This window comes from Pararhodobacter sp. (assembly GCF_034676075.1).
Classification (GTDB): Bacteria; Pseudomonadota; Alphaproteobacteria; order Rhodobacterales; family Rhodobacteraceae; genus Pararhodobacter.
Window position 1 is genome coordinate 64,712 of record NZ_JAUCCQ010000002.1, and the last position, 22,930, is coordinate 87,641.

Annotated in this window: 22 protein-coding genes and 1 tRNA gene; 4 read left to right on the forward strand and 19 right to left on the reverse strand. The window is 60.4% G+C overall.

Annotated elements, in window-relative coordinates; all coding sequences use genetic code 11:
- Position 1 precedes the first annotated feature (1 nt).
- From VDQ18_RS01670 to VDQ18_RS01705, 8 genes are all read right to left on the reverse strand, one after another.
- On the reverse strand, positions 2-1,690 hold the full coding sequence (locus tag VDQ18_RS01670) for a DEAD/DEAH box helicase (protein ID WP_323019281.1): 1,689 nt from the start codon (positions 1,688-1,690) through the stop codon (positions 2-4).
- Between the two features lie 14 nt (positions 1,691-1,704).
- On the reverse strand, positions 1,705-2,328 hold the full coding sequence (locus VDQ18_RS01675) for a hypothetical protein (RefSeq protein WP_323019282.1): 624 nt from the start codon (positions 2,326-2,328) through the stop codon (positions 1,705-1,707).
- Positions 2,329-2,429: 101 nt separating this feature from the next.
- A complete protein-coding gene (locus VDQ18_RS01680) occupies positions 2,430-3,305 on the reverse strand; it encodes an ATP-binding protein (protein WP_323019283.1) in 876 nt (291 codons plus the stop codon).
- Positions 3,305-3,601, reverse strand: coding sequence for a hypothetical protein (locus VDQ18_RS01685; protein ID WP_323019284.1), 297 nt, complete (start codon positions 3,599-3,601; stop codon positions 3,305-3,307). The genes VDQ18_RS01680 and VDQ18_RS01685 overlap by 1 nt, the downstream gene beginning before the upstream one ends.
- A 38-nt stretch (positions 3,602-3,639) precedes the next feature.
- Positions 3,640-3,834, reverse strand: coding sequence for a hypothetical protein (locus VDQ18_RS01690; RefSeq protein WP_018303655.1), 195 nt, complete (start codon positions 3,832-3,834; stop codon positions 3,640-3,642).
- An 84-nt stretch (positions 3,835-3,918) separates the two neighbouring features.
- A complete protein-coding gene (locus VDQ18_RS01695) occupies positions 3,919-4,641 on the reverse strand; it encodes a sigma-70 family RNA polymerase sigma factor (protein ID WP_323019285.1) in 723 nt (240 codons plus the stop codon).
- 99 nt (positions 4,642-4,740) lie between these two features.
- A complete protein-coding gene (locus VDQ18_RS01700; protein ID WP_323019286.1) occupies positions 4,741-4,986 on the reverse strand; it encodes a hypothetical protein in 246 nt (81 codons plus the stop codon).
- Positions 4,987-5,064: 78 nt separating this feature from the next.
- On the reverse strand, positions 5,065-7,308 hold the full coding sequence (locus VDQ18_RS01705) for a hypothetical protein (RefSeq protein ID WP_323019287.1): 2,244 nt from the start codon (positions 7,306-7,308) through the stop codon (positions 5,065-5,067).
- 392 nt (positions 7,309-7,700) lie between these two features.
- Between VDQ18_RS01705 and VDQ18_RS01710 the strand changes: the two genes are divergently transcribed.
- Genes VDQ18_RS01710 through VDQ18_RS01725 form a run of 4 tightly spaced genes read left to right on the forward strand, consistent with a single transcriptional unit; the run spans position 7,701 to position 11,039 of the window.
- Positions 7,701-8,156 (forward strand): DUF2924 domain-containing protein, encoded by a 456-nt coding sequence (locus VDQ18_RS01710; protein ID WP_323019288.1) that lies wholly within the window; start codon positions 7,701-7,703, stop codon positions 8,154-8,156.
- Positions 8,153-9,475, forward strand: a complete 1,323-nt coding sequence (locus VDQ18_RS01715; RefSeq protein ID WP_323019289.1) for a recombinase family protein — start codon at positions 8,153-8,155, stop codon at positions 9,473-9,475. The genes VDQ18_RS01710 and VDQ18_RS01715 overlap by 4 nt, the downstream gene beginning before the upstream one ends.
- The gene (locus VDQ18_RS01720; protein WP_323019290.1) at positions 9,472-9,876 is read left to right on the forward strand and encodes a hypothetical protein; all 405 of its coding nucleotides are present in this window, start codon (positions 9,472-9,474) and stop codon (positions 9,874-9,876) included. The genes VDQ18_RS01715 and VDQ18_RS01720 overlap by 4 nt, the downstream gene beginning before the upstream one ends.
- An 8-nt stretch (positions 9,877-9,884) precedes the next feature.
- Positions 9,885-11,039, forward strand: a complete 1,155-nt coding sequence (locus VDQ18_RS01725; protein ID WP_323019291.1) for a site-specific DNA-methyltransferase — start codon at positions 9,885-9,887, stop codon at positions 11,037-11,039.
- A gap of 98 nt (positions 11,040-11,137) precedes the next feature.
- Here VDQ18_RS01725 and VDQ18_RS01730 read toward each other — a convergent pair whose 3' ends face one another.
- The 11 genes from VDQ18_RS01730 to VDQ18_RS01780 form a co-directional block, all read right to left on the reverse strand.
- Positions 11,138-13,687 (reverse strand): sigma factor-like helix-turn-helix DNA-binding protein, encoded by a 2,550-nt coding sequence (locus VDQ18_RS01730; protein ID WP_323019292.1) that lies wholly within the window; start codon positions 13,685-13,687, stop codon positions 11,138-11,140.
- A gap of 23 nt (positions 13,688-13,710) precedes the next feature.
- Positions 13,711-14,091, reverse strand: coding sequence for a hypothetical protein (locus VDQ18_RS01735; RefSeq protein WP_323019293.1), 381 nt, complete (start codon positions 14,089-14,091; stop codon positions 13,711-13,713).
- Positions 14,088-16,073 (reverse strand): AAA family ATPase, encoded by a 1,986-nt coding sequence (locus tag VDQ18_RS01740; RefSeq protein WP_323019294.1) that lies wholly within the window; start codon positions 16,071-16,073, stop codon positions 14,088-14,090. The genes VDQ18_RS01735 and VDQ18_RS01740 overlap by 4 nt, the downstream gene beginning before the upstream one ends.
- Positions 16,070-16,288 (reverse strand): hypothetical protein, encoded by a 219-nt coding sequence (locus VDQ18_RS01745; protein ID WP_323019295.1) that lies wholly within the window; start codon positions 16,286-16,288, stop codon positions 16,070-16,072. Before VDQ18_RS01745 ends, VDQ18_RS01740 begins: the two co-directional genes overlap by 4 nt.
- The gene (locus VDQ18_RS01750) at positions 16,281-18,374 is read right to left on the reverse strand and encodes a DEAD/DEAH box helicase family protein (RefSeq protein WP_323019296.1); all 2,094 of its coding nucleotides are present in this window, start codon (positions 18,372-18,374) and stop codon (positions 16,281-16,283) included. The genes VDQ18_RS01745 and VDQ18_RS01750 overlap by 8 nt, the downstream gene beginning before the upstream one ends.
- Positions 18,375-18,888: 514 nt before the next feature.
- Positions 18,889-18,978, reverse strand: a tRNA-Ser gene (locus VDQ18_RS01755).
- 196 nt (positions 18,979-19,174) lie between these two features.
- Positions 19,175-19,486, reverse strand: coding sequence for a 2Fe-2S iron-sulfur cluster-binding protein (locus tag VDQ18_RS01760; RefSeq protein ID WP_323019297.1), 312 nt, complete (start codon positions 19,484-19,486; stop codon positions 19,175-19,177).
- Positions 19,487-19,504: 18 nt separating this feature from the next.
- A complete protein-coding gene (locus VDQ18_RS01765) occupies positions 19,505-20,221 on the reverse strand; it encodes an SDR family NAD(P)-dependent oxidoreductase (protein ID WP_323019298.1) in 717 nt (238 codons plus the stop codon).
- On the reverse strand, positions 20,221-21,018 hold the full coding sequence (locus VDQ18_RS01770) for an enoyl-CoA hydratase/isomerase family protein (protein ID WP_323019299.1): 798 nt from the start codon (positions 21,016-21,018) through the stop codon (positions 20,221-20,223). The genes VDQ18_RS01765 and VDQ18_RS01770 overlap by 1 nt, the downstream gene beginning before the upstream one ends.
- Before the next feature lie 2 nt (positions 21,019-21,020).
- A complete protein-coding gene (locus VDQ18_RS01775) occupies positions 21,021-21,542 on the reverse strand; it encodes an aromatic-ring-hydroxylating dioxygenase subunit beta (protein WP_323019300.1) in 522 nt (173 codons plus the stop codon).
- A 5-nt stretch (positions 21,543-21,547) separates the two neighbouring features.
- Positions 21,548-22,804 (reverse strand): aromatic ring-hydroxylating dioxygenase subunit alpha, encoded by a 1,257-nt coding sequence (locus VDQ18_RS01780; protein WP_323019301.1) that lies wholly within the window; start codon positions 22,802-22,804, stop codon positions 21,548-21,550.
- Positions 22,805-22,930: the final 126 nt, after the last annotated feature.

A 22,930-nucleotide genomic window follows, 5' to 3' on the forward strand; every position in this document is an offset into this window, starting at 1 on the left:
GTCATGCCGCCCTCCGTTCGGGCCGGGCGGCCGTGTCGATCAGCTGCCGGATGGCGCGCTTGTTGAAGCCGAAGGTCATCAGCGCGGAGGCGCGGTAGCGCGTCAGGCCGAAGTCATGGCGGCACTCGGGCGGCAGGTACTGCAGCTGCTTCTCGGTCGGCGGCTGGCGCAGCCAGGAGCGGGTCTTGAAGGCGCTCTCGTCGGTCTCATGGGTGTTCAGCCAGTCGTCCGCCTGTGCGAGGCAGACCGTGCGTTCGCCCACGCCCAGCAGATGCGGGCGTTCGCCCTTCGCCCCACCGATGGCGTACCAGACCCCATCCAGCCAGAAGATGCCGCCCCAGGCTGCGAAGCCCGTGGCCATCAGCGCGTCGTCCGTGCCGTAGAGGTCGACCCATGCGAAGCTGGACCGCTTCAGCAGGTCGATCTCGGTCATCATGAAGCCCGACAGCGGCGCGGCGGCCCCGCCTTCGCCCGCATCCAGATCCTCGCGCGGGAATGCCTCGCCGCAGAGCGGGCATTCGGTGGCGGCCAGCGGGATTTCCGCCTCGCAAGCAGGACACGTCTTCGTCGGCGCCTCGCCGGTTTCGGTCTTGCCGTCGAGATCGACGTCCTGTTCCAGCGTGCCGTGGATCAGGCTCGAGGTGCCGAAATCCAGCACGATGCAGTCGGTCTTGACGATGCCGGGATGTTCCTCGGGATCGACGGTGCGCAGGCCGCGCCCGACCATCTGGATCATGGTTGACTTGTACGAGCTGGGCCGCAGCAGCACGACGCAGGATGTGGGCGGGTGGTCCCAGCCCTCGGTCAGCACGGCCACGTTGACCACGACGCGGATGCTGCCCGCCGCGTAGTCGGCAAGGATCGCCTTGCGGGTCTCGGCCGCCAGATCGCCATGGATCAGCGCGGCGGACACGCCCGCCGCCCGAAACGCATCGGTGACGTGTTCGGCGTGGGCGACAGTGGAGCAGAACACCACGGTCTGCCGGTCCCCCGCCTTTTCCTTCCAGTGGCGGATCACCTCGTCGGTGACGGGCGCGCGGTCCATGATGCCCGCCACTTCCGCCATGTCGAAATCCGACATGGTCTTGCGGACCGAACGGAGCTCGTCCTGCACGCCCACGTCGATGACGAAGGTACGCGGCGGAACGAGATGGCCCGAGGCGATCAGCTCGCCCAGCCGCACCTGATCGGCGACATTGTCGAAGACCTCGCGCAGGCCCTTCCTGTCGCCCCGGTTCGGCGTCGCCGTGACCCCGAAGATGCGGGCGTCGGGATTGGCCTCGCGCACACGGTCGATGATCCGCCGGTAGCTGTCGGCGACGGCGTGGTGCGCCTCATCAACGACCAGCAGGTCCAGGCGCGGCATGTCCGCGAGGTTCGAGGCCCGCGCCAGCGTCGGCACCATGGCGAAGGCGACCTGGCCGTTCCAGGACTTCTCGGTGGCGTCGATGACCGAGGTGGCGACGCCCGGCACCACGCGCTGAAACTTGGCACGGTTCTGCGCGGTCAGTTCATCGCGATGGGCCAGCACGCAGGCCTTGGCGCCGTCGCCGATCATCTCGCCGGTGACCGCCGAGAGCATGATGGTCTTGCCCGCGCCAGTGGGCGCCACGCCCAGCGTGTTGCCGCGGGAAGCGAGCGCAGCCACGCTGCGCTCGACGAAGGCCTTCTGGCGGGGGCGCAAGCGCATGGCCGGTCTCCCCCTTACTGCGCCCAGCTCGGCCGACCGGCGGCGCCGGGGGCGGACGCGGGCTGGCTGGGCTGGGTCGCCGTGGTGGGCTGCTGCGGGGCGTGGCCCTGCGCCGGTGCGGCGGCGAACTGCGGCGCGACCGTGCCCATCAGCGCGGCGTAGTCGCGATGATCGGGGGTGACCGCGGCGCGGATCTCGTTCTTGTCCTCGCCGTTGGTGTCGGTGCCGATGTCGATGCGGGCGACGAACTCGACCCCATCGAGATCGCCGAACCCGTTGATGCGGCGGCGCAACTGCGCTTCCGGCGAGTTGTCCTTGTCGGACACGCCGCGCGCCGAGTTGAGGATGCCGCGGATCAGACCGCGTCCCATGTTGGCCCAGTCCGGGCCCTTCGGGCTATAGAGGCCGATCAGCGACCAGATCTTGCGCCGGGCAAAGGGCCCTTCGACGACGGTATATTCAGCGTCGAGATAGACGGCGCCGGTGGTGGCGCGGCGCGCCCAGCCGCCGGTCCAGCCCTGCGAGGGGTCATCGAAGCCGCCGGGGCGGAGCGTCAGGCGCACCTTGGCGAGCGTGCCCTTGGGGATGACGTTGGTGTTGGATTGGGCGGAGTTGAAGTCGTTCCAGGGTCCGGACATTGCGCGGCTCCTTTCAGGTTGAGGATGGGACGCGCAGCGGCGTCAGAAGGGAAAAGCCACCCCGGCGACCGGATCGGGACACCAGGCATGGCGAGAGGCGCTCAGTCATGTCCGGGCTCCTGCGCGGGCGCGGGATCGGCCGGGGTCACCGGCGGCCAGGTCAGGCGTTCGGAGGCAGGCGCCGCGGGGCGCTGGATCTTCTCCATCAGCCGGCCGAGATGCGGGGCCTCGACCCTGTCGAGACGGCCCGAGCGGTCCTTGGCCGGATAGCCCCAGGGGTTCAGCGTCTGGCAGACGAAGGCGCGCTGCGGCTGGCCGCCCGGGTCCGGGATGTCGGCCATGGTGATGACCTGATCGACGATCCCCGGCAGCTCGAGCCCGGTCTTCGAGCCGTCGATCTGCGGCTGGAAGACCTTGCGATTGAAGTCGTCGAGCCGCTCGTCGAGGATGCCCACGAACCAGACATGCTTGCCGCGCGTGTGCTGCAGGTGGGTCAGCCAGCCGATCATCTCGCGGCCATGCAGGCCGTAGGCGCCGCGGATGTCGGGCTTGCCGGTCTTCTCCGAGAACGCTTCGGGCTGGCCGCGGCACCACTGGAAGCAGAGCCGCCCGGCCACGGTGATCGAGTCGATGAAGACGGTCTCGTATCTTCCGATCACCGCCGGATCGCCGTAGCGCCCGCAGACCTCGTCGAAATGCGCCTGGCTGTAGGGCTGATCCTCGCGCAGCGCCGGGTTGGGCCCGCCGATGAAGACCGCAAAGTCGCGGCATTCTTTCCAGGTGCGGGGCCGGAGCGTGTCGATCTCCAGCCCCTCTACCGCCAGATCCCCGGCCTCGAGATCGAGGAAGAGCGTGGTCGAGGCGTTCACCGTCCAGAGCAGGCTGGTCTTGCCGATGCCGGACCGGCCGAAGATGACGCCCTTGATCCCCTTGCGCTGCGCAAGCCGTTCGTCGGCGCTGATGATGGGAAGGGCCATCACTGGCCCTCCTTCTTCATAACCGCCGTGGCGGCACGGTCGGCGCCGATGCACCCCGCCTCGCGGGCGAGCTTGTAGAGCCGCTTCAGCGCGTCTGCGCGGCGGTAGGCCACCGTGCTCTCGCGTTCCGCTTCCACGATCGCGAAGGCGATCTCGTCGACGGTTGCCTCGACGACCGGCAGCGGCTCACGCGGTTCGTCATCGGCGCGCTGCGGGAGAGCGATGGTTTCAGGGAGGTCTTCGAGGGCGTAGCTCGCCTTGCGAAGACGGGTGATGTCGTCCGGCTGGTCCGGCATGGCTTTTCTCCGTGAGATGAGGTGATCGAGGAGGCGCATCACGCGGCCTCGCGAACGTCGGGCGCGGGCTCGGCGACGTAGATCGCCAGCAGCGGCGTCCCGTCGGCGTGGGCGCCGGCGTCCTCGATCTGATAGTTGCGGTTGGGTTCGCAGACCTCGGTCAACTCCCAGCGGCGATAGAGCCCCGGAAGACGCCTGAAATCCTCGAGCGACAGATCGGCAGTGCGGTTCATGCGTGTCTGCTTTCGGTTGGAGGGAAGGCGCTCGTGGCGCTCGAATGGGAAAAGCCACCGGCGGGACCGGATCGGGACATCGGCTCAGGGGATTTCCTCGAGGGCGTCGTGCAGCCGGCGCATCGCGCGCTGGTACCGCTTTCGGGCGGCGGCCTCGGTCAGGCCCAGTTCGACGGCGACCTCGGCCTGGGAGAAGCCCTCGATCGCCACGCGGATCACGAGAAGGGCGTCATCGCCGAGCAGCTTCCGCACGGTGCCGTTCAGGCGCGCATACCCGGTTGCGCCGATCCCGCTGTCACCGCTGTCCGCCACCTCGTCGGGGTCGGGCCCGCTGGCGAGATGTTCGCGTGCCTGGTCGCGCTGGCGCACGCGGATCATGTCGCGCTCGACATTCCGCAGCACCGTTGCCGCGATCCAGTTGACGCGCCCGAGGTCGAGGCGGCGGACAGCCTCGGCGGTACGCGCCAGAATATCGGATACGACCTCGTCGGCGGTGCCGAGCCTGCGCCAGATCGACCGGCGCCGGATGGCGTCGAGACCGGGCCAGAGCGCCAGCAACAGCATTGTCAGGGCGCAGTCGGACGCGGGCCCGTCTCCCTGCGCCGCCCTGACGAGCGCAGCGAGGATCACGTTCTTCTGACCCTGATCGCCGGGCGTGCGGTGCAGCCCGTCGAGCAGAGCCGCCGGATCCCGGAACGGCGTGAGGGCAGCCTGTCCGCGCCGGACAGCGTCGAAGCTGCGCTGGAAGTGAAGGTTGGAGGAGGAATGCATGAGGTGATCACGGATCTCGTGCCACGCGAAGGACATCGGACGCCTGCCTTGCGGCCAGGCGTCCGGCGCCTTCTCGTGGCCAGGTCAGGACGTCGCGCGTCTCTGCGATCTCAGGGGGTTGGGTGAATGCGCGCGTCAGCGCGCGGGCGCGGTCGCGTTGTTCAGCGTGCCGCAGCCGCGGCAGGTGGCCTGAACCGGAAAGCCCACGAGATACTCGTGCCCCCGCGCGAAGCGCAGGTGCATGCGGCCGTCCCGGCAGACGCCGAGCAACTTGTCACAGCGCGTGCAGCGCCATTCCGAGTCGTGGGTGGTGGGCTTGGTCTTCGCGGCGCCGGACCAGCTCATCTGGGCTGCCTGGCGCGGGGGGAAGGGAGTCGGCATGGAAGTGCTCCTCTATGTGGAGCCCTTCCAATAATCAGCGGTTTGTTAGACCGTCCCCCGTCGCATGTTAGACCGTTGTTAGACGGGTTCCTCGACCGAGGCTTCGGCCGCGTCTTTGACTGGCTGTGCTTCAACCAGAAGGCGCCAGTATCCCCGTTTCGCGCCCGCGCCGATGTAAACGTCGCGGATGCTGTCCCAGGTTTCCTTTCGGAAGGCCTGCTGCGGACTGCGCGACCCAAGCCCGTCCATCAGCTGCTTGACCTGGACATCGGGGCTGCCGGTCTTTTCTGCGGCGACAAGACGTTCGAAGATCGTGATCTGATCCGCCCCCGTCAGCGCGAGCGATGTCTTGCCGGGAATGTGCAATGTTGCCGATTGCGTGCCCGATCGCAGGACCTGCGGCGTCGCACCTCCCCGCGCCAGCGAACGATTGGTTCGGTAGGCAAGCTCAAGCGCATCTCGGGAGAGAAGAAGATCGTCGGCGCCCTTGGACATGCAGCCAGAAACGGGGACGACGAGGTTTGGCCCGAGGTATCCAGGACCGTCAGTGCTGGCCGACAGCACGATCCCGACACTGGCCGCGTTGCGTGCGCGCATCAGCTGATCAATGCGCGAAATCGTCTTGAGGTCGTGAAGACGACGGGCGAAGTAGATCGGAACATCGGCACCGTCGATCCGCATGGAGCCGAGCATCGACAGATCCGGATCAAGTACCTGCGCTGCGAGTTTGTTCAGCATCGGCTTCAGAAGCCCCACCACGGTTTCGTGCAGCCACTCGCGGTTGATCTCGTACATCTCGAGATCCGATGTCGGCCTCAGGCCCCCATCTGTTCCAAAGGCACCGACAACGCGCGACATGCCCTCAATGCCGGACGGCTTGACATCGGCTTCCCCGCCCATGTCGTCATCGTCGATAAGCACGATGTCCTGCCGACCCCGCCGGTCAAGAAGACCGCCCTGGATCATGCGGTCCGGATCGAGACCGAGTTCGCGCAGATGCTCTCCGCTGACATCATCCTCGGTCCGGTCATGAAGCATGACCAGTTGCGGGAATATCCCGCGCAGGTCGGTGGGCTCGATCTGCTTGAAGGCGCTGAGAATGCCCCAGGCGTCGAGAAGCGCAAACCCCAGGTTGCGCTCATACGGATCCTTGTTGCTCTGGAGGTTGCAGCTCTTTGAGCCGGAAATGGTGATGTTGAGCGTGCGTACCTTTTCGTCACCGATGCGGTTGTAGGTGACGGCGATCCCCACGCGGCTGAAGCCGTCGGCGCGCCGGAAGATATTGTTCGGCTTCAGATAGCGGTCGGCTACCTCCTCGATGTCGTCGTCGGCCGCCACCTTCAGAAGAAGCTTCCGGCTCCATGAGCCAAGGCGGATTTCGGCCTCAAGGACGCGCGCATCCGTGATCTCGTAGCCAGAAACACGCGGCAGATCGAGCCGCAGTGAACTGCGGAAACGCGAAAGGTTGTAGCGCTTCCAGGTCAGCGGTTTCTGGGAAACGTCGTGCCCCAGCGCCTCCTCGGCGAATGACCCTGCAACGCCCTGCCGCACGACCGGGCTGTCCGCGCAGACCTCGATCTGTCGGATGGCGGGCGTGTAGATGAGAGTGGCCTCGTTCGGCGGGCGATAATAGATCGTGCCCCGGCGCCCGTCGTCACGATGGTCATGGACGCTCGACAGCGGCCCGCCATGGCGAACGATCAGCATGATCGACGCTGGGTGCGCGGCAGTGGCGGGCAGATCCAGCGCCTTCACCGAGCAGGCGGTTTTAAGTTGCAGAACCGACGTGATCTTCGCTGCCAGAGCCGCTTCGTCGATCGACCCCGAATTGAGGTTGACCGCTTTTTCGAGTTCCACCTCGAAGGCATCGTAGAGCTTGCCATAGTCCCTGAATTTGCGGGCGAAGTGGAAACTCTCGGCGTCCTCGAATGTTTGGCGGGCGTTCAGAAATGCCCAGATGCTCTTGCAGAGCGGATCGGGTTGTCGATCGAACTCGAGCGATTGCTCATCGTCGAGTTGTTGTTCGGTGATTGCCGTCAGGGAGTCGATACCCTTGCCTTCGGCGAGTGCAAGGACGCGGCGTGATCTCTGCTCGGCGGGCCGCAACTCGTCGGCATCGAATTTCGACAGGATCTGCAACAGGCTCTGCCGAAACCCGTGAGCCAATTCCTCGTCCGAGGGATCTGGAATATCAGTGGGCAGGCCGAAATCGGGCTCGTTGTCGCCCTCTCGCACCGCGAGGACAGCCCGGACGAGGTCAATGCGGGCATCCTCGATCAAGCTATGGATGTGCGGGCCAACCGGGGATGCCTTTCGAGCCATGAAACCACCTCAACGAATACATTCTCTTGATTGATTCAACTTCCGATAATCGTGGACAAAACCGCGCCCTGCAAGACCCGATGTTCTTAACCTGTTCGCATCCAGGAAGCTCGTGGAGCTGTGATGTCCCGTATCCATCGGCCGGATGGCTTTTGATCGGTAGCAACTCTACCGAACACGGCCGATCCCCGCATGAAACGCCCCAATCCACTGCCTCCCGCCCAGATGACGCCCGCCGAACGCCGCGCCGAATTGTGCGGGCTGCTTGCACTAGGGCTGGTCCAGCTGATGCAGCGAGAACGCGGCGAACCTTCTGACGATACTGGAGAAATTCACCTACACTATCCGGCCGACCAATGCCGTCATGCAACCCGTAAGCCAATGGAGAAAGCATGACGACGCACGACCCCATCCCCGCGCGCCTGGCCGCGCTGAAGACTACGCCGACACCAGAGCTGAAGAAGCTGTGGCGCGATCTGTTCGACAGCGAACCGCCGCCGTTCAACCGGCGCTACCTTGAATCCCGTCTGGCCTACCGCATCCAGGAACTCGCCTATGGCGGGCTGAAGCCTGAGACCATACGGCGGCTGGAAAGGCTGGGCGAGGAGTTCGATGGCGGGGACAAGAAGAAGCGCGGTATGCGCCTCGACCGCGATCGCCCCATCACCGGCACGCGCCTCCTGCGTGAGTGGCAGGGCGTCGAATACGTCGTGACCGTCACCGCCGACGGCTTTGAGTGGCAGGGGCGGCCCTACAAGTCGCTGTCCGCCATCGCCCGCGCCATCACAGGCACCCGCTGGAACGGTTGGGTGTTCTTCGGTCTCAAGAACCACAGGGGGCGGACATGACGAAACCGCCCGAAAAATCGAACCTCATCCGTAAGCTGCGGTGCGCGGTCTACACCCGGAAATCTTCCGAGGAAGGGCTGGATCAGGAATTCAACAGCCTCCACGCCCAGCGTGAGGCCTGCGAGGCCTATATCGCCAGCCAGCGATCTGAGGGCTGGGTGCTGGTCCGCGATCAATATGACGACGGCGGCATCTCCGGCGGGACGCTGGAGCGCGCCGGCCTGAAGCGCCTGATGGCCGACATCGACGACGGGCTGGTCGACGTGGTGGTGGTCTACAAGATCGACCGCCTCAGCCGCTCGCTGGCCGATTTCGCCAAACTGGTCGAGGTGTTCGACCGAAATGGCGTGACCTTCGTCTCGGTGACGCAGAGCTTCAACACGACCACGTCGATGGGACGGCTGACGCTGAACATCCTGCTCTCCTTCGCCCAGTTCGAGCGCGAGGTCACGGCCGAGCGCATCCGCGACAAGGTCGCCGCCAGTCGGAAGAGAGGGATGTGGATGGGCGGGGTGCCGCCCTTCGGCTACCGGGTGGAAGACCGGAAGCTGCTGGTCGACGAGGACACCGCCGCGCATGTGCGCTGGATCTTTGCCCGTTTCCTCGAGATCGGGTCTTGCACGGAACTGGCGCGAGACGTCGGCGCTCGCGGCATCCGGACGCCGCGCGGCAATAGGATCGACAAGAAGTACCTATACCGGATGCTGAGCAATCGCGCCTACATTGGCGAGGCGGTCCATAAGGGCGAGAGCTACCCCGGCGAGCACGATGCGATCATCGACGGTGAGACATGGGACCGGGTACATTTGATCCTGCAAGAGAGTCCGCGCAAACGGGCGGCTCGGACCCGCGCCGATACACCCGCGCTGCTGAAGGGGCTTCTTTTCGGTCCCGATGGCGCTGCGTTCTCGCCGACACACACCCGCAAAGGCGGCAAACTCTACCGCTACTACGTTAGCCAGACGGTGCTGAAGCACGGCGCGGGGGCGAGTCCCATCGGCCGCGTGCCTGCGGGCGAGATCGAGGCCGCCGTCATCGACCAACTGCGCGCCGTGTTCCGCCAGCCGGAGATCGTGGCTGGGACGTGGAAGGCGGCGCGAGTCCACGACGAAAACATCACCGAGGCCGACGCCCGTGACGCGTTGACTCGTCTTGATCCACTGTGGGACGAACTCTTCTACGCTGAGCAGGCGCGTATCGCGTCGCTGCTGGTCGAGCGGATCGACATCGGCACCGATGGCCTCGATGTTCGCCTGCGCATCGACGGGTTGACCGAGCTCGCGCGCGAAATGATGGCCGATCTCGGAGCAGCAACATGACTCGCGCGAAGCCAACGCCGGAAACGGTGACAGTGCACATCCCGTTCCGACTGGTTAAGCGCGGCGGGCGCAAGGAGATACAGCTGCCCGAAGGCGCGCCCCAGCAGCGGCGGACCGACAGCACACTGGTCAAGGCGCTGGCCCGCGCCTTCCGGTGGAAACGTATGCTGGAAACAGGCGCGTTCGCGACAATCGCCGAGTTGGCTGCGCACGAGGGGATTGCACCGTCCTACATGACCCGATTACTACGGATGACACTGCTCGCGCCGGAAATAGTTCGGACTATCCTCGACGGGCGGCAAGGGGCCGAAATGACACTGGCGCGGATTCTGGAACCATTTCCAATTGAGTGGGAAGACCAGACGCTTGACGCTGCGGTTGCGTGGAACTCTAGGTTTTGAGGTGGCTGGTGCATGAATTCGATAATATGGTAGGCGGAATACTCGAAAGGAAGCTTGGAATGTCGGATTGGTTTGAAACACACACAGCGAGTATCGTGGCTGACCGACCAGTTGCGCATGACGCCTCTTTGCCCGTCTATTCCACCAAACTTGGTGAAATGTATCAGGGACAGTCCGAGATCGTTCTTCGCACCAAACCTGTAAAAAAATATGCGGGCCAGGTTCAACTTGTGATGACCTCACCACCTTTCCCTTTAAACACCAAGAAGGCTTACGGGAATCGAACGCAGGATGAATACGTTGAATGGTTCGCCGATTTTGCGCCGATTTTGCGCGATATGGTGACCGAAGACGGGTCGATTGTAATTGAAATCGGCAACGCGTGGATGCCTGGCCGTCCCGTAATGTCAGTCCACGTCATGAAGGCTTTTCTGAAATTTCTGGAAAAGGGTGATTTACATCTTTGCCAGGAGTTCATTTGGTACAATCCTGCACGGCTTCCGTCACCTGTAGAATGGGTCAATAAAGAACGATCTAGAGTCAAAGATGCATTCACCCGCATTTGGTGGATGTCGCCGAACGAGCGGCCGAAAGCCGACAATCGAAAAGTTCTGCGCGAATACAGTCCTAGCATGAAGCGCTTGATCAAGTCTGGAAAGTACAACGCCGGGCCACGGCCCTCAGCTCACAATATCGGGGCAGAGAGCTTTAAGACCGACAACAAGGGGGCGATCCCGCCAAATGTTGGTGATGTTGACGGCATTCCTTCGATTGACGGAATGATCTCGCAAGAGCAGTTCGAACAAACGCTGCAACTTGTCTCTGAGTTTGAGGGAGCCACGAACCTAATCAGGGCTGCCAACACAGTATCAAGCGATGGCTATCGCAAATTTTGTCTCGATCAAGGAACTCAGGTTCACCCAGCAAGAATGCCAAGGAGTCTGGTAGATTTTTTTGTACGGTTTCTTACCGACGAGGGCGATATGGTACTCGACCCATTTGCAGGTAGCAACACGACCGGCGCGGTTGCCGAGGATCTCGGACGCAAATGGCTCGCGGTTGAAGCCGATTGGAAATACGCAGCGCATTCAATAGGCCGCTTTTCTCCAACTAGCCTCTTATCCACGTGTCAAGGAATCACGTTCGAACCTCGCCGGAGTTGACGATGAATAACTTCAACTGCATAGGAAAGAATCAGCCATGCGCAGGTGCGTCAATTCCGCCGGAAATCCGACATTCCCCAAAGCTCACCGATAGTTATTTACTCATCAGCTTCATCAGCTTCATCAGCCAAATCTCGCTCCTTCATCTCCCAGATACCATCTCCAAGGTACCGCGTACCCGACGACGAAAGCGCATGCGACACAATACTCTTGTCTATCTGCCGTTCAGTGATGAATTCTAGCCAGTCCTTAATGTCCGAAATTTTCATTGGACCCGGAACCTGTTGCATCAGCCTATCGAGCGCAGCTTTAAGTGTAACCCGCCTCGAGCCGCCCCATTCCTTCAAGTAGGCGAAGCGGCCAACGCCGATTGCTATTCGATCATCTAATGCAGCAATGCTGAAGATGGCCTCCGCGTCCATCGAAGGCGAGCAATCGATGTACTGTTTCACCTCGTCCAGGTGTATTCCGGCCCCCTTTTTCCAAAGCGCGCTGAAAACCCCGTCCACGAGCGCTGGTTGTTGGTCTCGCTTCACTACAAGATCTCGGTCGTTTAGCCCCCAAAGACCTCGTCCCACTCGCAGTACTGGATCACGGTTCCATATCTGAAAGGTGCTGTTTACTCCTCTGAATTCAGAAAGTCGCTTGTTGATTTCGCCCGTTGAAAGTGGCCCGCCAGCGGCATCTAGGATCCCAATGACGGCATCTCTAAGGTCAACGCGATGCTGTTCATCCGCTTCGGGTAGCACCCAGACTAGTCGACCAAGGTACTTCAATGGCGATTTCATCTGTAGCGCAAAATTAAGCCCGTATTTATCCAGTCTTCCGCTTAGAGCGCCATCTAATTCTTGCAACTCCGACACCAATTCGGACGCGTGCCATTGACGGCCATCGACCTGGTCCGCCACTATATCGAATGCCATTTCCGCCACCTTCTCAATCTCGGCATCGGATAAAGGAACATGTTTCCGGAGGCCGTAGGTTCCTCGACCAAGAAGAACGCCTACGTTAGCAAGAGCGTTGCGAATTTGAGACTCACTGATTTGCCTGCCCGAGATCTCACTAACCATCTGGGCAACCTCGCTCGTATGGAGCGGGTTTGGACTATCCTCTAGGGCAACCTGAACCAGTTGCTCTATGCCACGCCCGTAGGCAGTAAGGGTCCGCGAGTCCGTAGATCCGGAAAAATGACAAAGGCGTGATGCTTCAGCCCAGAGAAGTGGCGCCAGTTCTTTCCCTTGATCATGAAAGAAGCTTTCAACTGTCAGGCGGCATTCGTTCTCCGACCAATTCAGGTCGACCGCGCTCTCGAGCAATTGCCGTGCTTCCCTTAGTTTTTCGTTCCAAGTTTCCTGATCGACACGGGATACATAACTAACAGTGCCGATTTTCAAAACATGGAAACGCTTTTCGCAAATCGTGTCTATCAGATACGCAAGGACGTCTTGTTTTCCGGAAGTGCCTCTAAACCAGTCGTCCACGACCTCTAACCCGAAGAGAGGCAATGGTTCTTCCCGAGACTCCAAAATAGCGCTTAGCCGGTGTCGCATCACATCATCCCAGAGCTCTTTTGTGATGATACGCTCAAGTGATCGCTTCTCGATTTGACGAATTCGTTCGCGTGTTATGCCATAATCGCCGCCGAGATCCTCGAGTGTTCGTGGCGGTTCATTGAAACCCATTCGACCGAGGAGAACCTTGCGATCCCGTTCTTCGATTTCATTTAATGTTTTGAGAAGGTTTCCAATCAATCCGAGCGAGATAGCCGCGGATGGTTCGCCAGTCTGGCCACGTACGACATCCTTTTCTCGGGTATGTCCCGATCCCCGGTCAAATAAGGTCATTGAGGCGTGTGTATCGACCGCTCCACGACGGAGGCCCTCAAGAAGAGCTTCGGCTAAGTGCTTTTTTGAATGGCGTCCAAAGTTTTTCAGGCGAAAAAGTTCCGCCTCTGAATAGTGGTCTAGATCGGAGACGATCTTTATCCGGTTGTTGCTAAAAACGTTCCCTAGACGAACCGTCAGAGACAATCTTCCGACTTCAAGAGACCGGAGCCACGGCGGCGCACAGCGCACAATGTCCAACGGATCGTTTGGGTCATGAATCAAAGAGTCATAGCGAAACTGCCCTAGCGAGGTTCGAATTGAATCCTGCAACTCTCCCTCTCTCTCAAGGTAGCTTTCTTCATCATAGATACCCAACTGATTCAAGTTTCCTTCAATCTCTGGAGCCACTGACAAGAATTCAGACACCCATCCACTCGCAACGGGTACTTGATTAACACCGCTTGCCGTGTCACCCTTGCCTGAAAATCCTGTTTGAGAAATCGAAGGTACAGTTGGATCCTCAATACTGTATCCCCAGCCTTCAAGAGCGAGAAATATAGGCAAGTCATCCACTTCGGCGACCTTTGCTACTGAGCATTTAAAAGGCTGCGGCAGCACAAATCTGGCGCCCTGAGTCACGAGCATCCGCCCTTCGTTGTTGCTAGCAACTTCATTGAAAACGCGTGCCGGCGGGCGCCCGAAACCTACATGTATGACACCTGCAAGTGCTCCATCCGCCAGTAACTTGGTCCATTCCTCGTGAACCTCTTCCAATTTCTGGGAGACAAAGATTTTCCATTCTGACCCTCGTTTTTGGGTCATCAAAAAGAGTCTGAGCGGAGAGTTCATTGGGCTGATGCGTCGTCCACACTCTTCAGAAGGGCTGTAAAATCCAGCTGCCCCTGCGAGGCCTGTTCATACAGTTCACGAACGCCCCAATCCGCCAGGCGCTCGGCGATTCGATAGACTGAGGTCGTCTCTAGTTCATCTTCGTACAATGCTTCAATAGCGCTCCGTATCAACTGCCCCGGGTCAAGCGATCCCACGTTAAACAGTGTCTTACGCTTTCCGATCTCCGAGGGAACAATACCGGAAGCAACAGCAAGACTGATCGCAAATCGATAGCCGTCCAATTTCTCGGCAAAGATTTCTTGCTCTTTCATCTGATCAAGGAGATCGTCGGCGTTCTCGGAAAGACCGACCGTTGTGACTTCAGATTCAATCATAGTTTGGACCTTTCGATTTTCGTCTGTGTCTCTGAGACCTCGATTAGATCGTAAACCGCGCCGATACGGTCCTTAATGGACTCAAGATCTGTTTCTCGACGAATCTCGCCGCCATGAACGAACAAAACGAACTGAGTGGTCACCGACGGTAGGTAGCCTAAGATGTTGTTCCGGTGCTTAGGGTCGAGGCGGCCGAATGGAGTGTCCATTACCACTGGTCCTGCCGATCGGCCCGTCCTGTTGAGGCCATCTATTAATGATAGTGCGACGATCTGTTCAGCACCGGCACTTCGCATTGAAACGGTGCGCCCATGGCTATCGATGATACTCAGACCATAATTCTCGTTTATCTGGAGACCTTGATAGGCGTCTTGCGTCGTCATTTCGCGAAAAGCGTCGCTTGCCAGTTGTTCGACCTTGCCGCGAAGCCGATCACGAAGCTTTTCAATACTGGCAGAGAAAGCTCTTTCCAAATTGGAGGTTAGCGCAACTTTCTTTGTGGTCTTGTCGGCCCGTGCAGATGCCACGCCTTCAATTGCCTTTCTTGCAATCGCGAGGTCTTCCTTAACTTTCCGGATATTGGTCCTCACACTGTCAACATCGCTGTTGAGCTTTCCTTCTTCCTTCAGGAGATCCGCAATCCGCGACCGTTTTCGAGCGATTTCGGTTGCGTCCTGCTCATCGATTTTATCCTCAATGTCTTCAATCTCGTTCTCCGCTTTCTGAAGCTTGATCTGCGCGAGATTCACGTCCTTCTGGATCTGAAACAACCGCTGACCCGCCCCAGATCCACGAATTTTTTCCAGGTTGCCAAGTTGAGCTGATATTTCATTAAGTCGGGCGCTTACGTCTTTCTGAGCCATAAGCCCAGCTTGCATTTCACCGAGTGTCGTCTTTAGAGTTTCGCGAATTTTACCCGTGACCGGCTGCAGACACGTTGGACAGGAGTCTGTGTCAATCAACTCCCGGAGACGATCAATGTCCGCCTCAAATCGGGAGGTTGTCTTTATTTCTCCAGTTATGCGAAGCTGCTCCTCCCGCAGTTTTCTCTTCTTTTCGCCCAGTCGTGCGTCAAGCATGTCCTTCCAAGCAGAGGCTAGTACTTCATGGCGCTCGGTGTACTTCCGAGCAATGGTGGATTGGCTTTCGTCACGGTCTGCTCGAGCGGCGTCAAGTTTGGCCTTTAACGCAAGAACCGTCGCAGCAGCCTCAATTTCGTCTTCGAGGTTTTCGCGTTCTTCGCGAATCCCGGAGATCGACGCTTCAAGATACTTTTGATCGGCTTCAAAGGCCTCTAGCTTCTCGTTCAAAGCGTCAGTGCGCAATGCTTGTGCTTTCAGGCCCTGGATGTGAGCCAGTGCCTTGGTTTGGGCTCGCGAAGCGTTCTTTAGAATGGTGCCGAGTTCATCGCGTCCTCTGACGAGAGTCGGAACACCTAAAGCTTGCTCAATCGCGTCTTTGATCTGGCGCCCTTGTTCGCTCCCTTCGAACAGAAGCTCCTCATACTCCTGAAGCAGCTCGCCGTCAAAAAGGAAGAATCGCGACGTCTGCTCGGGGGCAACTTGATCGAGTTCATAGGCAACTTGGTTGCCCGCGACGACAGAGCCATTTTTCTTCAGTAATACTGAAGTCTGCAGGTCTTCCGAACGGGAAGGACGCACGACTGGGGAGCGGCGGTCCGCCGTCCGGCGAAGCTCGAAGACATCACCGTTAGCTTCGAATTCAACAAACACTTCGACGCGCCAGTTGTCCTCGAGCAATGCGTCCTTATTGACGATATCTATCAGAGGGATGAGGCGGGAATGCCTTCCCAACGCCTTTTCATAGAAGCCCCATCGAAGTGCGTTGAGAAGCGAAGTCTTCCCTCTCATATTGTCGCCAAAAACGAGCATCACATTTCGGGACCCGTCTTTAGGAAAATCAATAACTGCCTGGTCTTTGTAAGGCATGAAGTTTTTCATTGTCAGACGGATTAGCTTCATTTCAAAACCTCGGGTTCGGCTGACAGTTTCTCAACTTCGGAGTCAATTAGTCTTTCCATCTCAGCCATCGGCAGCGAGCGGTCAGAAGTAAACTGATTGTTCTTTTGAACAAAGTAGCATGCTCGAATAAGCTCTTCCGGCAAGTCTGGGGCAACCTCCAAGCGTTGTGCCAAAAGTATTTCGAGTGCAATGTCTGGTCCTGACCGTTCAGTCATCTTCTTCTACTCCGTCTCGAGCTGCGAGGTCGTCTATGTCGATGCCCATTTCCATGGCAATCGCCCTCAATTCTGCTCCAGCTGACTTATTGATGGCACCATTAGCGAACTCAATAGCACGTATCAGTTCCCCACGGAGGAGGCCAAGTTGCTCGGGTTCAGACTCCGAGTTCAATGGTCGCACGATGGCGTCATGAATCTGTGCCATGTTCTTACCAGGAGAAATCCGCAATACTCTTCCTCGTCGCTGAATGAATTGCCTTGGGTTTTGAGACGACGCTAAAATCAGAGCGTGGGAAACCTTGGGTATGTCTACTCCCTCGTCGAGGCACTTGATTGAAACCAGAATGCCGCCAAACTTGTGGAACCATTCCATCGTGGCCACTCGATCGCCAATCATGTTTGAGTGGTACTCGATAGTTTCAATTCCCGTCACCCGAAGCGCGTTTACAACATCGCCAAGTTGCTCACTGTCCTCGCAGTAGATCAGCCAACTCTGACCGTCGCGGTACTCTCGTTTGATTGTACGAACTGCAAGATCCACCTTCGCTGTCGCCTTCTTGGCAATCCTCGAACGTTGAATGAGCAGCATTTTTGCTCGTTCGCTTAACAGCTTTTTTCCATTGGCATCAGTGCTGCTTCTTGCGATTTCCTTTTTTATTCGATTTGTGAAATCAAGCCATTGGTCCGCTTCATCCGCGTTAAGGCTGATAGCGTGCGGGAAATACTGATAAGGCACCAAGCGACCGGCTTTCATGGCATCTCCAAGCGTGATTGGTGGAGGCACAACACCGCCGAAGTAGTCCATGAGCCTTTTTGTTCCCTCAGTATCGCCGTAGCGCCGTGGTGTCGCGCTCAGTCCAAGTCTTAGGCCCGCCGCTATCTTGAGCGCACGCGAATTAATGGGACTGCCTATTTGATGAACTTCGTCAACAACCAGCAGCAGTTCGTCGCTCTCAGCGACCCCTGCCAGAAAGAGATCAGTTGCAGCGGTGGGCATCATCGCCAATGTCACCCGTGGTCCTAATTCCAGATCTGCAGCTGTCATGCTCTTGAGCCTACCGTGCAACTTCCAACGGTTTTGACCATCACCAGCCAGCATCAAGGCCGCGTCTGGTATCTCATCGCTGATCTCTTCAGCCCACTGATGCAGCAGCAGCCTGCTCGGCACGAGAACAAGGGCAGGTTTGCCGGTCTTGACGTGATCCCTAATTGCTACGATCGCTGTGAAGGTTTTGCCAGTTCCAGTAGCGTGCTCAAAGATGCCGCGGCAACCTTGCGTTCGCCAAGCATCAAGTGCCTCGGTTTGGTGTGGCAGGGGTTGTCGGCGAGACGTCGGGGTGACTGGGACGCTTTCCATGATTTCTTCGATGCTCTTAGCGGCGTATTTGCGTAGATAGATTTCGGCCGTCTCGGGGAACGCCGAGACCGTGACGCTAGGATCCTTCCCCGACCAGAGTGTCGCGAAATGGTTTCGATGTTTCTCGATCCGGATCCTATCGGAAGGCCCATTCCAATCGCAAAAAACTTCAATTGCCTCGAAGTTTCCTTCTGCGTGCCAGCCGCTCCATGTTTCATTTGTTGATCCACGGAAACTTACGGTGTGACCAAAGCCATCCGTGAAAAGTCCAATCTTTTCGTGGTATATTCCATTTCCAGAGTTCAGTTCGGCTAGCCTAACCTCTAGTGCCCCACAAGAAATAAGAGTTGCTAGGGCTTTGGCAGGAAAGGCTGTCGAGGGCTCAGCCAGCAATCGATCAAACTCTTCAATGATTGCAGAGGCCAAGATTTCGTCGCGACGCGCGTAACCGCCTGAAATACTTCTGACATCCTCTTCACTGAGGCTTGGCGAGCAGATCAGTTGAATTCGGCCTCCGCGACGCGCGAACTCCAGAAGTGTCCGTCCAATGATCAGTAAAACAGAAGATCGAAAATAGCCAACGGCTCTTTGATATAGATCCGCATTTCGAAGGCATTTTTTGTAAAAAGTCTCGACCGGATCATTCTTTGTAGAGCGGTATTCAGTATCAAGGTCGAGTCTTGATAAATCCCCCCTAAAAGCAATATCCGTCGCATTACTAATCATTGTTGCTCTTTGCATTGCTCGGCTTTGACGCAAGCCCTCATTGTTGGACCAACGTTCTGTCTTCTACCCTCGGACCGTTGCCAGCTTCGGTCAATCCCGGTTCTACTCAACGGCCGCGGTTTGAAGGACTCGATTGGTGCTATGGTATGGTTTTCGAGTCATGAGGATGCACTTCGGGAACCGGCGGGGCAAGCAATGAAACGGTTGCACGTTTACAAGAGCCATTCGGGGATTACTGATACCTTGGCCAGTGGTTCGATGTGTGTTCCATAAGCCGAAACGACTGACGTCGAAGTGGTCAGATCGGCGCGCCAAAAAACTATGAAAGTTCAGTACTTTGCAAGCTATTCACCAAAATCCCGCAGTCATGAGGTTCAGAGAATGTTGGCCCGGAGAGAACGTTTAGGGCCATCCTCGCGCCGGAACAGGTGCTCAGCCCTTCCCGCATAACCCTCGAATACAACGAGAAAATCCGGCCGCAGCCGGATCGGGAGAAACGTTTCTCTAGGGCAAGTGGCGGAGACGAAGGGATTCGAACCCTCGAGACGGTTTCCCGTCTGCACCCTTAGCAGGGGTGTGCCTTCGACCACTCGGCCACGTCTCCACCGCCCCGTATATTGGCCAAGATGCCGGAGAACAAGGGCTTTCTGGACGGATTTGCGGGGCGGGCCGGGACGGGCTCCACATCGCTCCAGACCACTGATTTCCTGCGATATTCCCCGCAGAAACGGCAGATCGCCCCGGGCCTGGCGGCGCGGGGCGATCCGGCAGGGCGCGACTCGTGGGGGCCCGGCCCCGCCTCAGCCCGGCAGATGCAGGACCAGACCATCCAGCGCTTCGGTCACCGGGATCTGGCAGGAAAGCCGCGAGGCCTCGCCCACGTTCTCGGCGAAATCCAGCATGTCCTGTTCGATGGGTCCGGGGCCGCCGACCCGCTCCAGCCAGTCCGCGGCAACATGCACATGGCAGGTCGCGCAGGAACACGCCCCGCCGCATTCGGCGATGATGCCCGCCACATCGGCCCGCCTTGCGGCCTCCATGACGCTGAGGCCGGGTTCGGCCGCAACGACCTGCGTGGCGCCGCCCGGGGCGACGAAATGGATCTCGATCATGGGAAACTCCGTGAGAAATCAGGCGCCGCAGCCCATCCCACCCGAGACGCCCAGCGCCTCGCCGGTGATGAAGCCCGCGTCCTCGGAACAGAAGAAGGCGATGGCGGCGGCGATTTCCCCGGGCTGGCCAAGGCGCCGCAGCAGGGTCAGGCGGGCCATGTCGTCGAGGATCTTTGTGCCGGCCTCGGCCACCGCGCGGTCGACCATCGGCGTCTGCACCGGGCCCGGCAGCACGGCGTTGACCGTGATCCCGTAGCGCGCGTTCTCCCGCGCCAGCGACCGGCCGAAGCCCAGAAGCCCGGCCTTGGCCGCGGCATAGACCGCGCCCCCCCTGGAGCCGAGCCGCCCGGCCTCGGAGGAGACCAGCACGATCCGGCCCCAGCCCCGGGCCTGCATCCTGGGAAGCACGCCGTGGCAGAAGGCGAAGGCGCTCTCCAGGTTCACGGCCAGCAGGCGCTGCCAGTCGGCGGGGCCTGTGGCGGTGAAGAAGGCGTGCTGATCGGCGCCTATGTTGTTGACGAGGATGTCGAAACCCTCGCCCGCCAGAAAATCCGCGACCGCCGCCGTATCGGTCCCGTCCAGCGCCACGAACCCAGCGCCGGTTTCATGGGCCAGTGCCCCGCCCGCCGTCGCGTCGCGGTCGACGAAGGTCACAGTGCAGCCGCTATGAACCAGCCGCCGCACCGTCGCCGCCCCGATCCCCGCCGCCCCGCCGGTCACCAGCGCGCGGCGCATCAGCGCCCGGTAAAGCGCGGGGCGCGCTTCTCGATCACCGCCGCCAGGCCCTCGCGGCTGTCCGCCGTGGCCGAGAGCCCGGCCACCGTCCGCGCCTCCTCGGGCAGACAGCGCTCCACATCGAGGGCGTTCCACAACAGCCGCTTCGCCGCCGATTGCGCCAGCGGCGCGCCCTGGGCGTAAAGCGCGGCGGTGGCCTTGGCCTCGTCCGCCAGCTCGGCATCCGGCACCATGCGGCTGATAAGCCCGATGCGTTCCGCCTCCGCCGCCTCGACCACGCGATTGGACAGCACGATCTCGGCCGCGCGGCGGAAGCCCACCAGATGCGGCAGGATCACCGAGGCGCCGCCATCGGGCGCCATGCCGACCCGCGTGGCGCCCGCCATGAACTTCGCCCCCGCGCCCGCGATGACGATGTCCGAGGCGCAGACCAGCCCCAGCCCGCCGCCGCCCGCAGCGAAGCCCTGCACCTCGGTCACCACCACCGCATCCAGCCGGATCAGCGCGCCGATCGCCATCTGCAGCCAGGCCGTGACCTCACGCAGGAAATCGCCCAGCCCCTCGCCCATCGCCGCGAATTCGCGGACATCGCCACCCGCGCAGAAGTTCCGCCCCGCACCCCGCAGATGCACGACCCGCACCCCCGGCTCGCGGTGGCAGCGCATCACCGCCGCATGCAGCGCCTGCATCAGGGCGATGTTCATGCCATTGGCGGCCGCGGGCCGATTGAGGGTGATCGTCGCCACGCCCGCGTCACAGGACAGCAGCACGGGGCCTTCGGAAATCCAGTCCATCATGCTCACACCAGGAAGGAGAGGGTAAAGACGGGCCGCGCGTTGTTCACCAGCCCGATTTTCTTGCGCACCAGCCGGAAGGCGCCGCCCACCAGCCTGAGCCGATACTCGTTGCGCGCCGCCCAGATCGTTTCGCCGCGCAGATTGTCCTCGTAGATCAGGACATTGGCGCGAACCGAGACTTCGGCCCCCTCGACCCCGACCACCTCGATATTCGAGATCAGCCGCGCCAGTTCCGAGCGCGGTGTCTGGGTGTGGCGGCGGCCGGTCTTCAGCTGCTCGACCCGCACCTTGATGCGCGAGCGGTTGTCGTAAAGGATCGACATCTGCCGCTCGGGGTCGGTGTCATGGCCATTGGCCGGCACCCAATAGATCGCGTCGTCCTCCCAAAGCTGTTCCCAGGCGTCATAGGCATGGGTGTCCTGCAAACGGGCCTCCAGATAGAGGAATTGCGCCACGCGGTGGTGCAGATCGACGGGGCTCAGCGCCGCCAGATCCACGGGTTTCTCGGCAAGCATCGGGTCCATCGCATTCACTCCTGCATCAGGCTGAGGTAGTGCCGCCAGATCCCGCGCTGGGGCACTTCGTCGGTCGAATGTCCGATGCGGAATCCCTTCTCGTCCCGCCGCTCGCGGTGCAGGCCGCGGCTCAGGACCAGCCATTCGGGATCATGGATCAGCGCCCCGCGGTGGTTGCGCTCGTACATCTCGGTATCGTCGGCCAGCAGCAGCCCGGCAGGCCCGACCGAACCCATGGTCTGCTGGCGCAGACGCCGGTTGATGTCCGGCGCGCCCTTGAACTGGACGGCGGTGACATGCTGGATCGTCTCGTCCACGGCCATCGGTTGCAGGACGAAGATCTGGATCTCGGCGATGAACAGGTTCGGAAAGATCATGGTATGCGGCGAGCCGTCGATCATGATCTGCCGCGCCCGTTCCTCCCCGTAGGCCGCCTTCATCGCCGCGGTGTAGTCGGGCAGCCGCTCCTCCGAGGTGCCGAACCATTTCAGCGGCGTGTCGAGGCGGCGCCATTCCGGGCGCAGGTCGAATTCGGTGTGCCCGTTGCCATAGTCGCGGGTCAGCGCCGTCGAGTCCTTGCCATAGAGATTGGCGATGCCGCTCTTAGTCACCTGGAAGATCGAGGAATGGACGAAGCCGGGGTGATAGCCGTCGGTCTCGTTCTCCAGCATGAATTTCCAGTTGGCCTTGGTGCGGTGCTGCAGGAAGCCCGCGGTCAGTTCCAGCTCGCCGGTCGGGGAATTGTCGCACAGCTGATCGAGCGCCGCCTTGGCGCCGCCCAGATGCTCCATCAGCGAGGGCCCCTCCGCCGCCATCGAGCCGAAGACGAAGCCGCGATAGATGCCGATCCGCGCCACCTTGCCGAGGCCGACGCCGGTCTTCGACACGTCCTCATAGCCGTCGGGCAGCGCGTAGCCCATCAGCTCGCCGGTGTTGGCGAAGGTCCAGGAATGGTAGGGGCAGGTGAAGGTCGCGCGGTTGCCCTGCTTGTAGGCGCAAAGCTGGTTGCCGCGATGCGGGCATTTGTTCAGCAGCAGCCGGATCTCGCCCTGCCGGTCGCGCACCATCAGCACCGGGGTCGGGCCGATGGACTTGGTGACGTAGTCGTTGGCGTTCGGCACCTCGCTCTCGTGGCCGATATAGACCCAGGTGCGGTGCCAGATCCGCCGCATCTCCTCCTCGAAAATGGCGCGGTCGGTATAGAGCCGGCTGTGAACGCGCGCGGGTTCGATCAGGGATTCGATCCGCGGAAGGGTGGTTGTCTCGGTCATGGCGGGCTCTCTCGCTCGTCGGGAATCGGCGGACAAATTATCCGAACGTTCGTTCTGTTTTTGAGAATCAGGCGCCCGGTGTCAAGGGGATTTCGCGCCACCCGCCACCCGGCGCCGCACAGCGTC

What these genes read in the sequence shown, in the direction of transcription:
- VDQ18_RS01670 (WP_323019281.1), bottom strand. Translation starts at nt 1,690, where the DNA reads ATGCGCTTGCGCCCCCGCCAGAAGGCCTTCGTCGAGCGCAGCGTGGCT.
- VDQ18_RS01675 (WP_323019282.1), bottom strand. Translation starts at nt 2,328, where the DNA reads ATGTCCGGACCCTGGAACGACTTCAACTCCGCCCAATCCAACACCAAC.
- VDQ18_RS01680 (WP_323019283.1), bottom strand. Translation starts at nt 3,305, where the DNA reads ATGGCCCTTCCCATCATCAGCGCCGACGAACGGCTTGCGCAGCGCAAG.
- VDQ18_RS01685 (WP_323019284.1), bottom strand. Translation starts at nt 3,601, where the DNA reads ATGCCGGACCAGCCGGACGACATCACCCGTCTTCGCAAGGCGAGCTAC.
- VDQ18_RS01690 (WP_018303655.1), bottom strand. Translation starts at nt 3,834, where the DNA reads ATGAACCGCACTGCCGATCTGTCGCTCGAGGATTTCAGGCGTCTTCCG.
- VDQ18_RS01695 (WP_323019285.1), bottom strand. Translation starts at nt 4,641, where the DNA reads ATGTCCTTCGCGTGGCACGAGATCCGTGATCACCTCATGCATTCCTCC.
- VDQ18_RS01700 (WP_323019286.1), bottom strand. Translation starts at nt 4,986, where the DNA reads ATGCCGACTCCCTTCCCCCCGCGCCAGGCAGCCCAGATGAGCTGGTCC.
- VDQ18_RS01705 (WP_323019287.1), bottom strand. Translation starts at nt 7,308, where the DNA reads ATGGCTCGAAAGGCATCCCCGGTTGGCCCGCACATCCATAGCTTGATC.
- VDQ18_RS01710 (WP_323019288.1), top strand. Translation starts at nt 7,701, where the DNA reads ATGACGACGCACGACCCCATCCCCGCGCGCCTGGCCGCGCTGAAGACT.
- VDQ18_RS01715 (WP_323019289.1), top strand. Translation starts at nt 8,153, where the DNA reads ATGACGAAACCGCCCGAAAAATCGAACCTCATCCGTAAGCTGCGGTGC.
- VDQ18_RS01720 (WP_323019290.1), top strand. Translation starts at nt 9,472, where the DNA reads ATGACTCGCGCGAAGCCAACGCCGGAAACGGTGACAGTGCACATCCCG.
- VDQ18_RS01730 (WP_323019292.1), bottom strand. Translation starts at nt 13,687, where the DNA reads ATGACCCAAAAACGAGGGTCAGAATGGAAAATCTTTGTCTCCCAGAAA.
- VDQ18_RS01735 (WP_323019293.1), bottom strand. Translation starts at nt 14,091, where the DNA reads ATGATTGAATCTGAAGTCACAACGGTCGGTCTTTCCGAGAACGCCGAC.
- VDQ18_RS01740 (WP_323019294.1), bottom strand. Translation starts at nt 16,073, where the DNA reads ATGAAGCTAATCCGTCTGACAATGAAAAACTTCATGCCTTACAAAGAC.
- VDQ18_RS01745 (WP_323019295.1), bottom strand. Translation starts at nt 16,288, where the DNA reads ATGACTGAACGGTCAGGACCAGACATTGCACTCGAAATACTTTTGGCA.
- VDQ18_RS01750 (WP_323019296.1), bottom strand. Translation starts at nt 18,374, where the DNA reads ATGATTAGTAATGCGACGGATATTGCTTTTAGGGGGGATTTATCAAGA.
- VDQ18_RS01760 (WP_323019297.1), bottom strand. Translation starts at nt 19,486, where the DNA reads ATGATCGAGATCCATTTCGTCGCCCCGGGCGGCGCCACGCAGGTCGTT.
- VDQ18_RS01765 (WP_323019298.1), bottom strand. Translation starts at nt 20,221, where the DNA reads ATGCGCCGCGCGCTGGTGACCGGCGGGGCGGCGGGGATCGGGGCGGCG.
- VDQ18_RS01770 (WP_323019299.1), bottom strand. Translation starts at nt 21,018, where the DNA reads ATGATGGACTGGATTTCCGAAGGCCCCGTGCTGCTGTCCTGTGACGCG.
- VDQ18_RS01775 (WP_323019300.1), bottom strand. Translation starts at nt 21,542, where the DNA reads ATGGACCCGATGCTTGCCGAGAAACCCGTGGATCTGGCGGCGCTGAGC.
- VDQ18_RS01780 (WP_323019301.1), bottom strand. Translation starts at nt 22,804, where the DNA reads ATGACCGAGACAACCACCCTTCCGCGGATCGAATCCCTGATCGAACCC.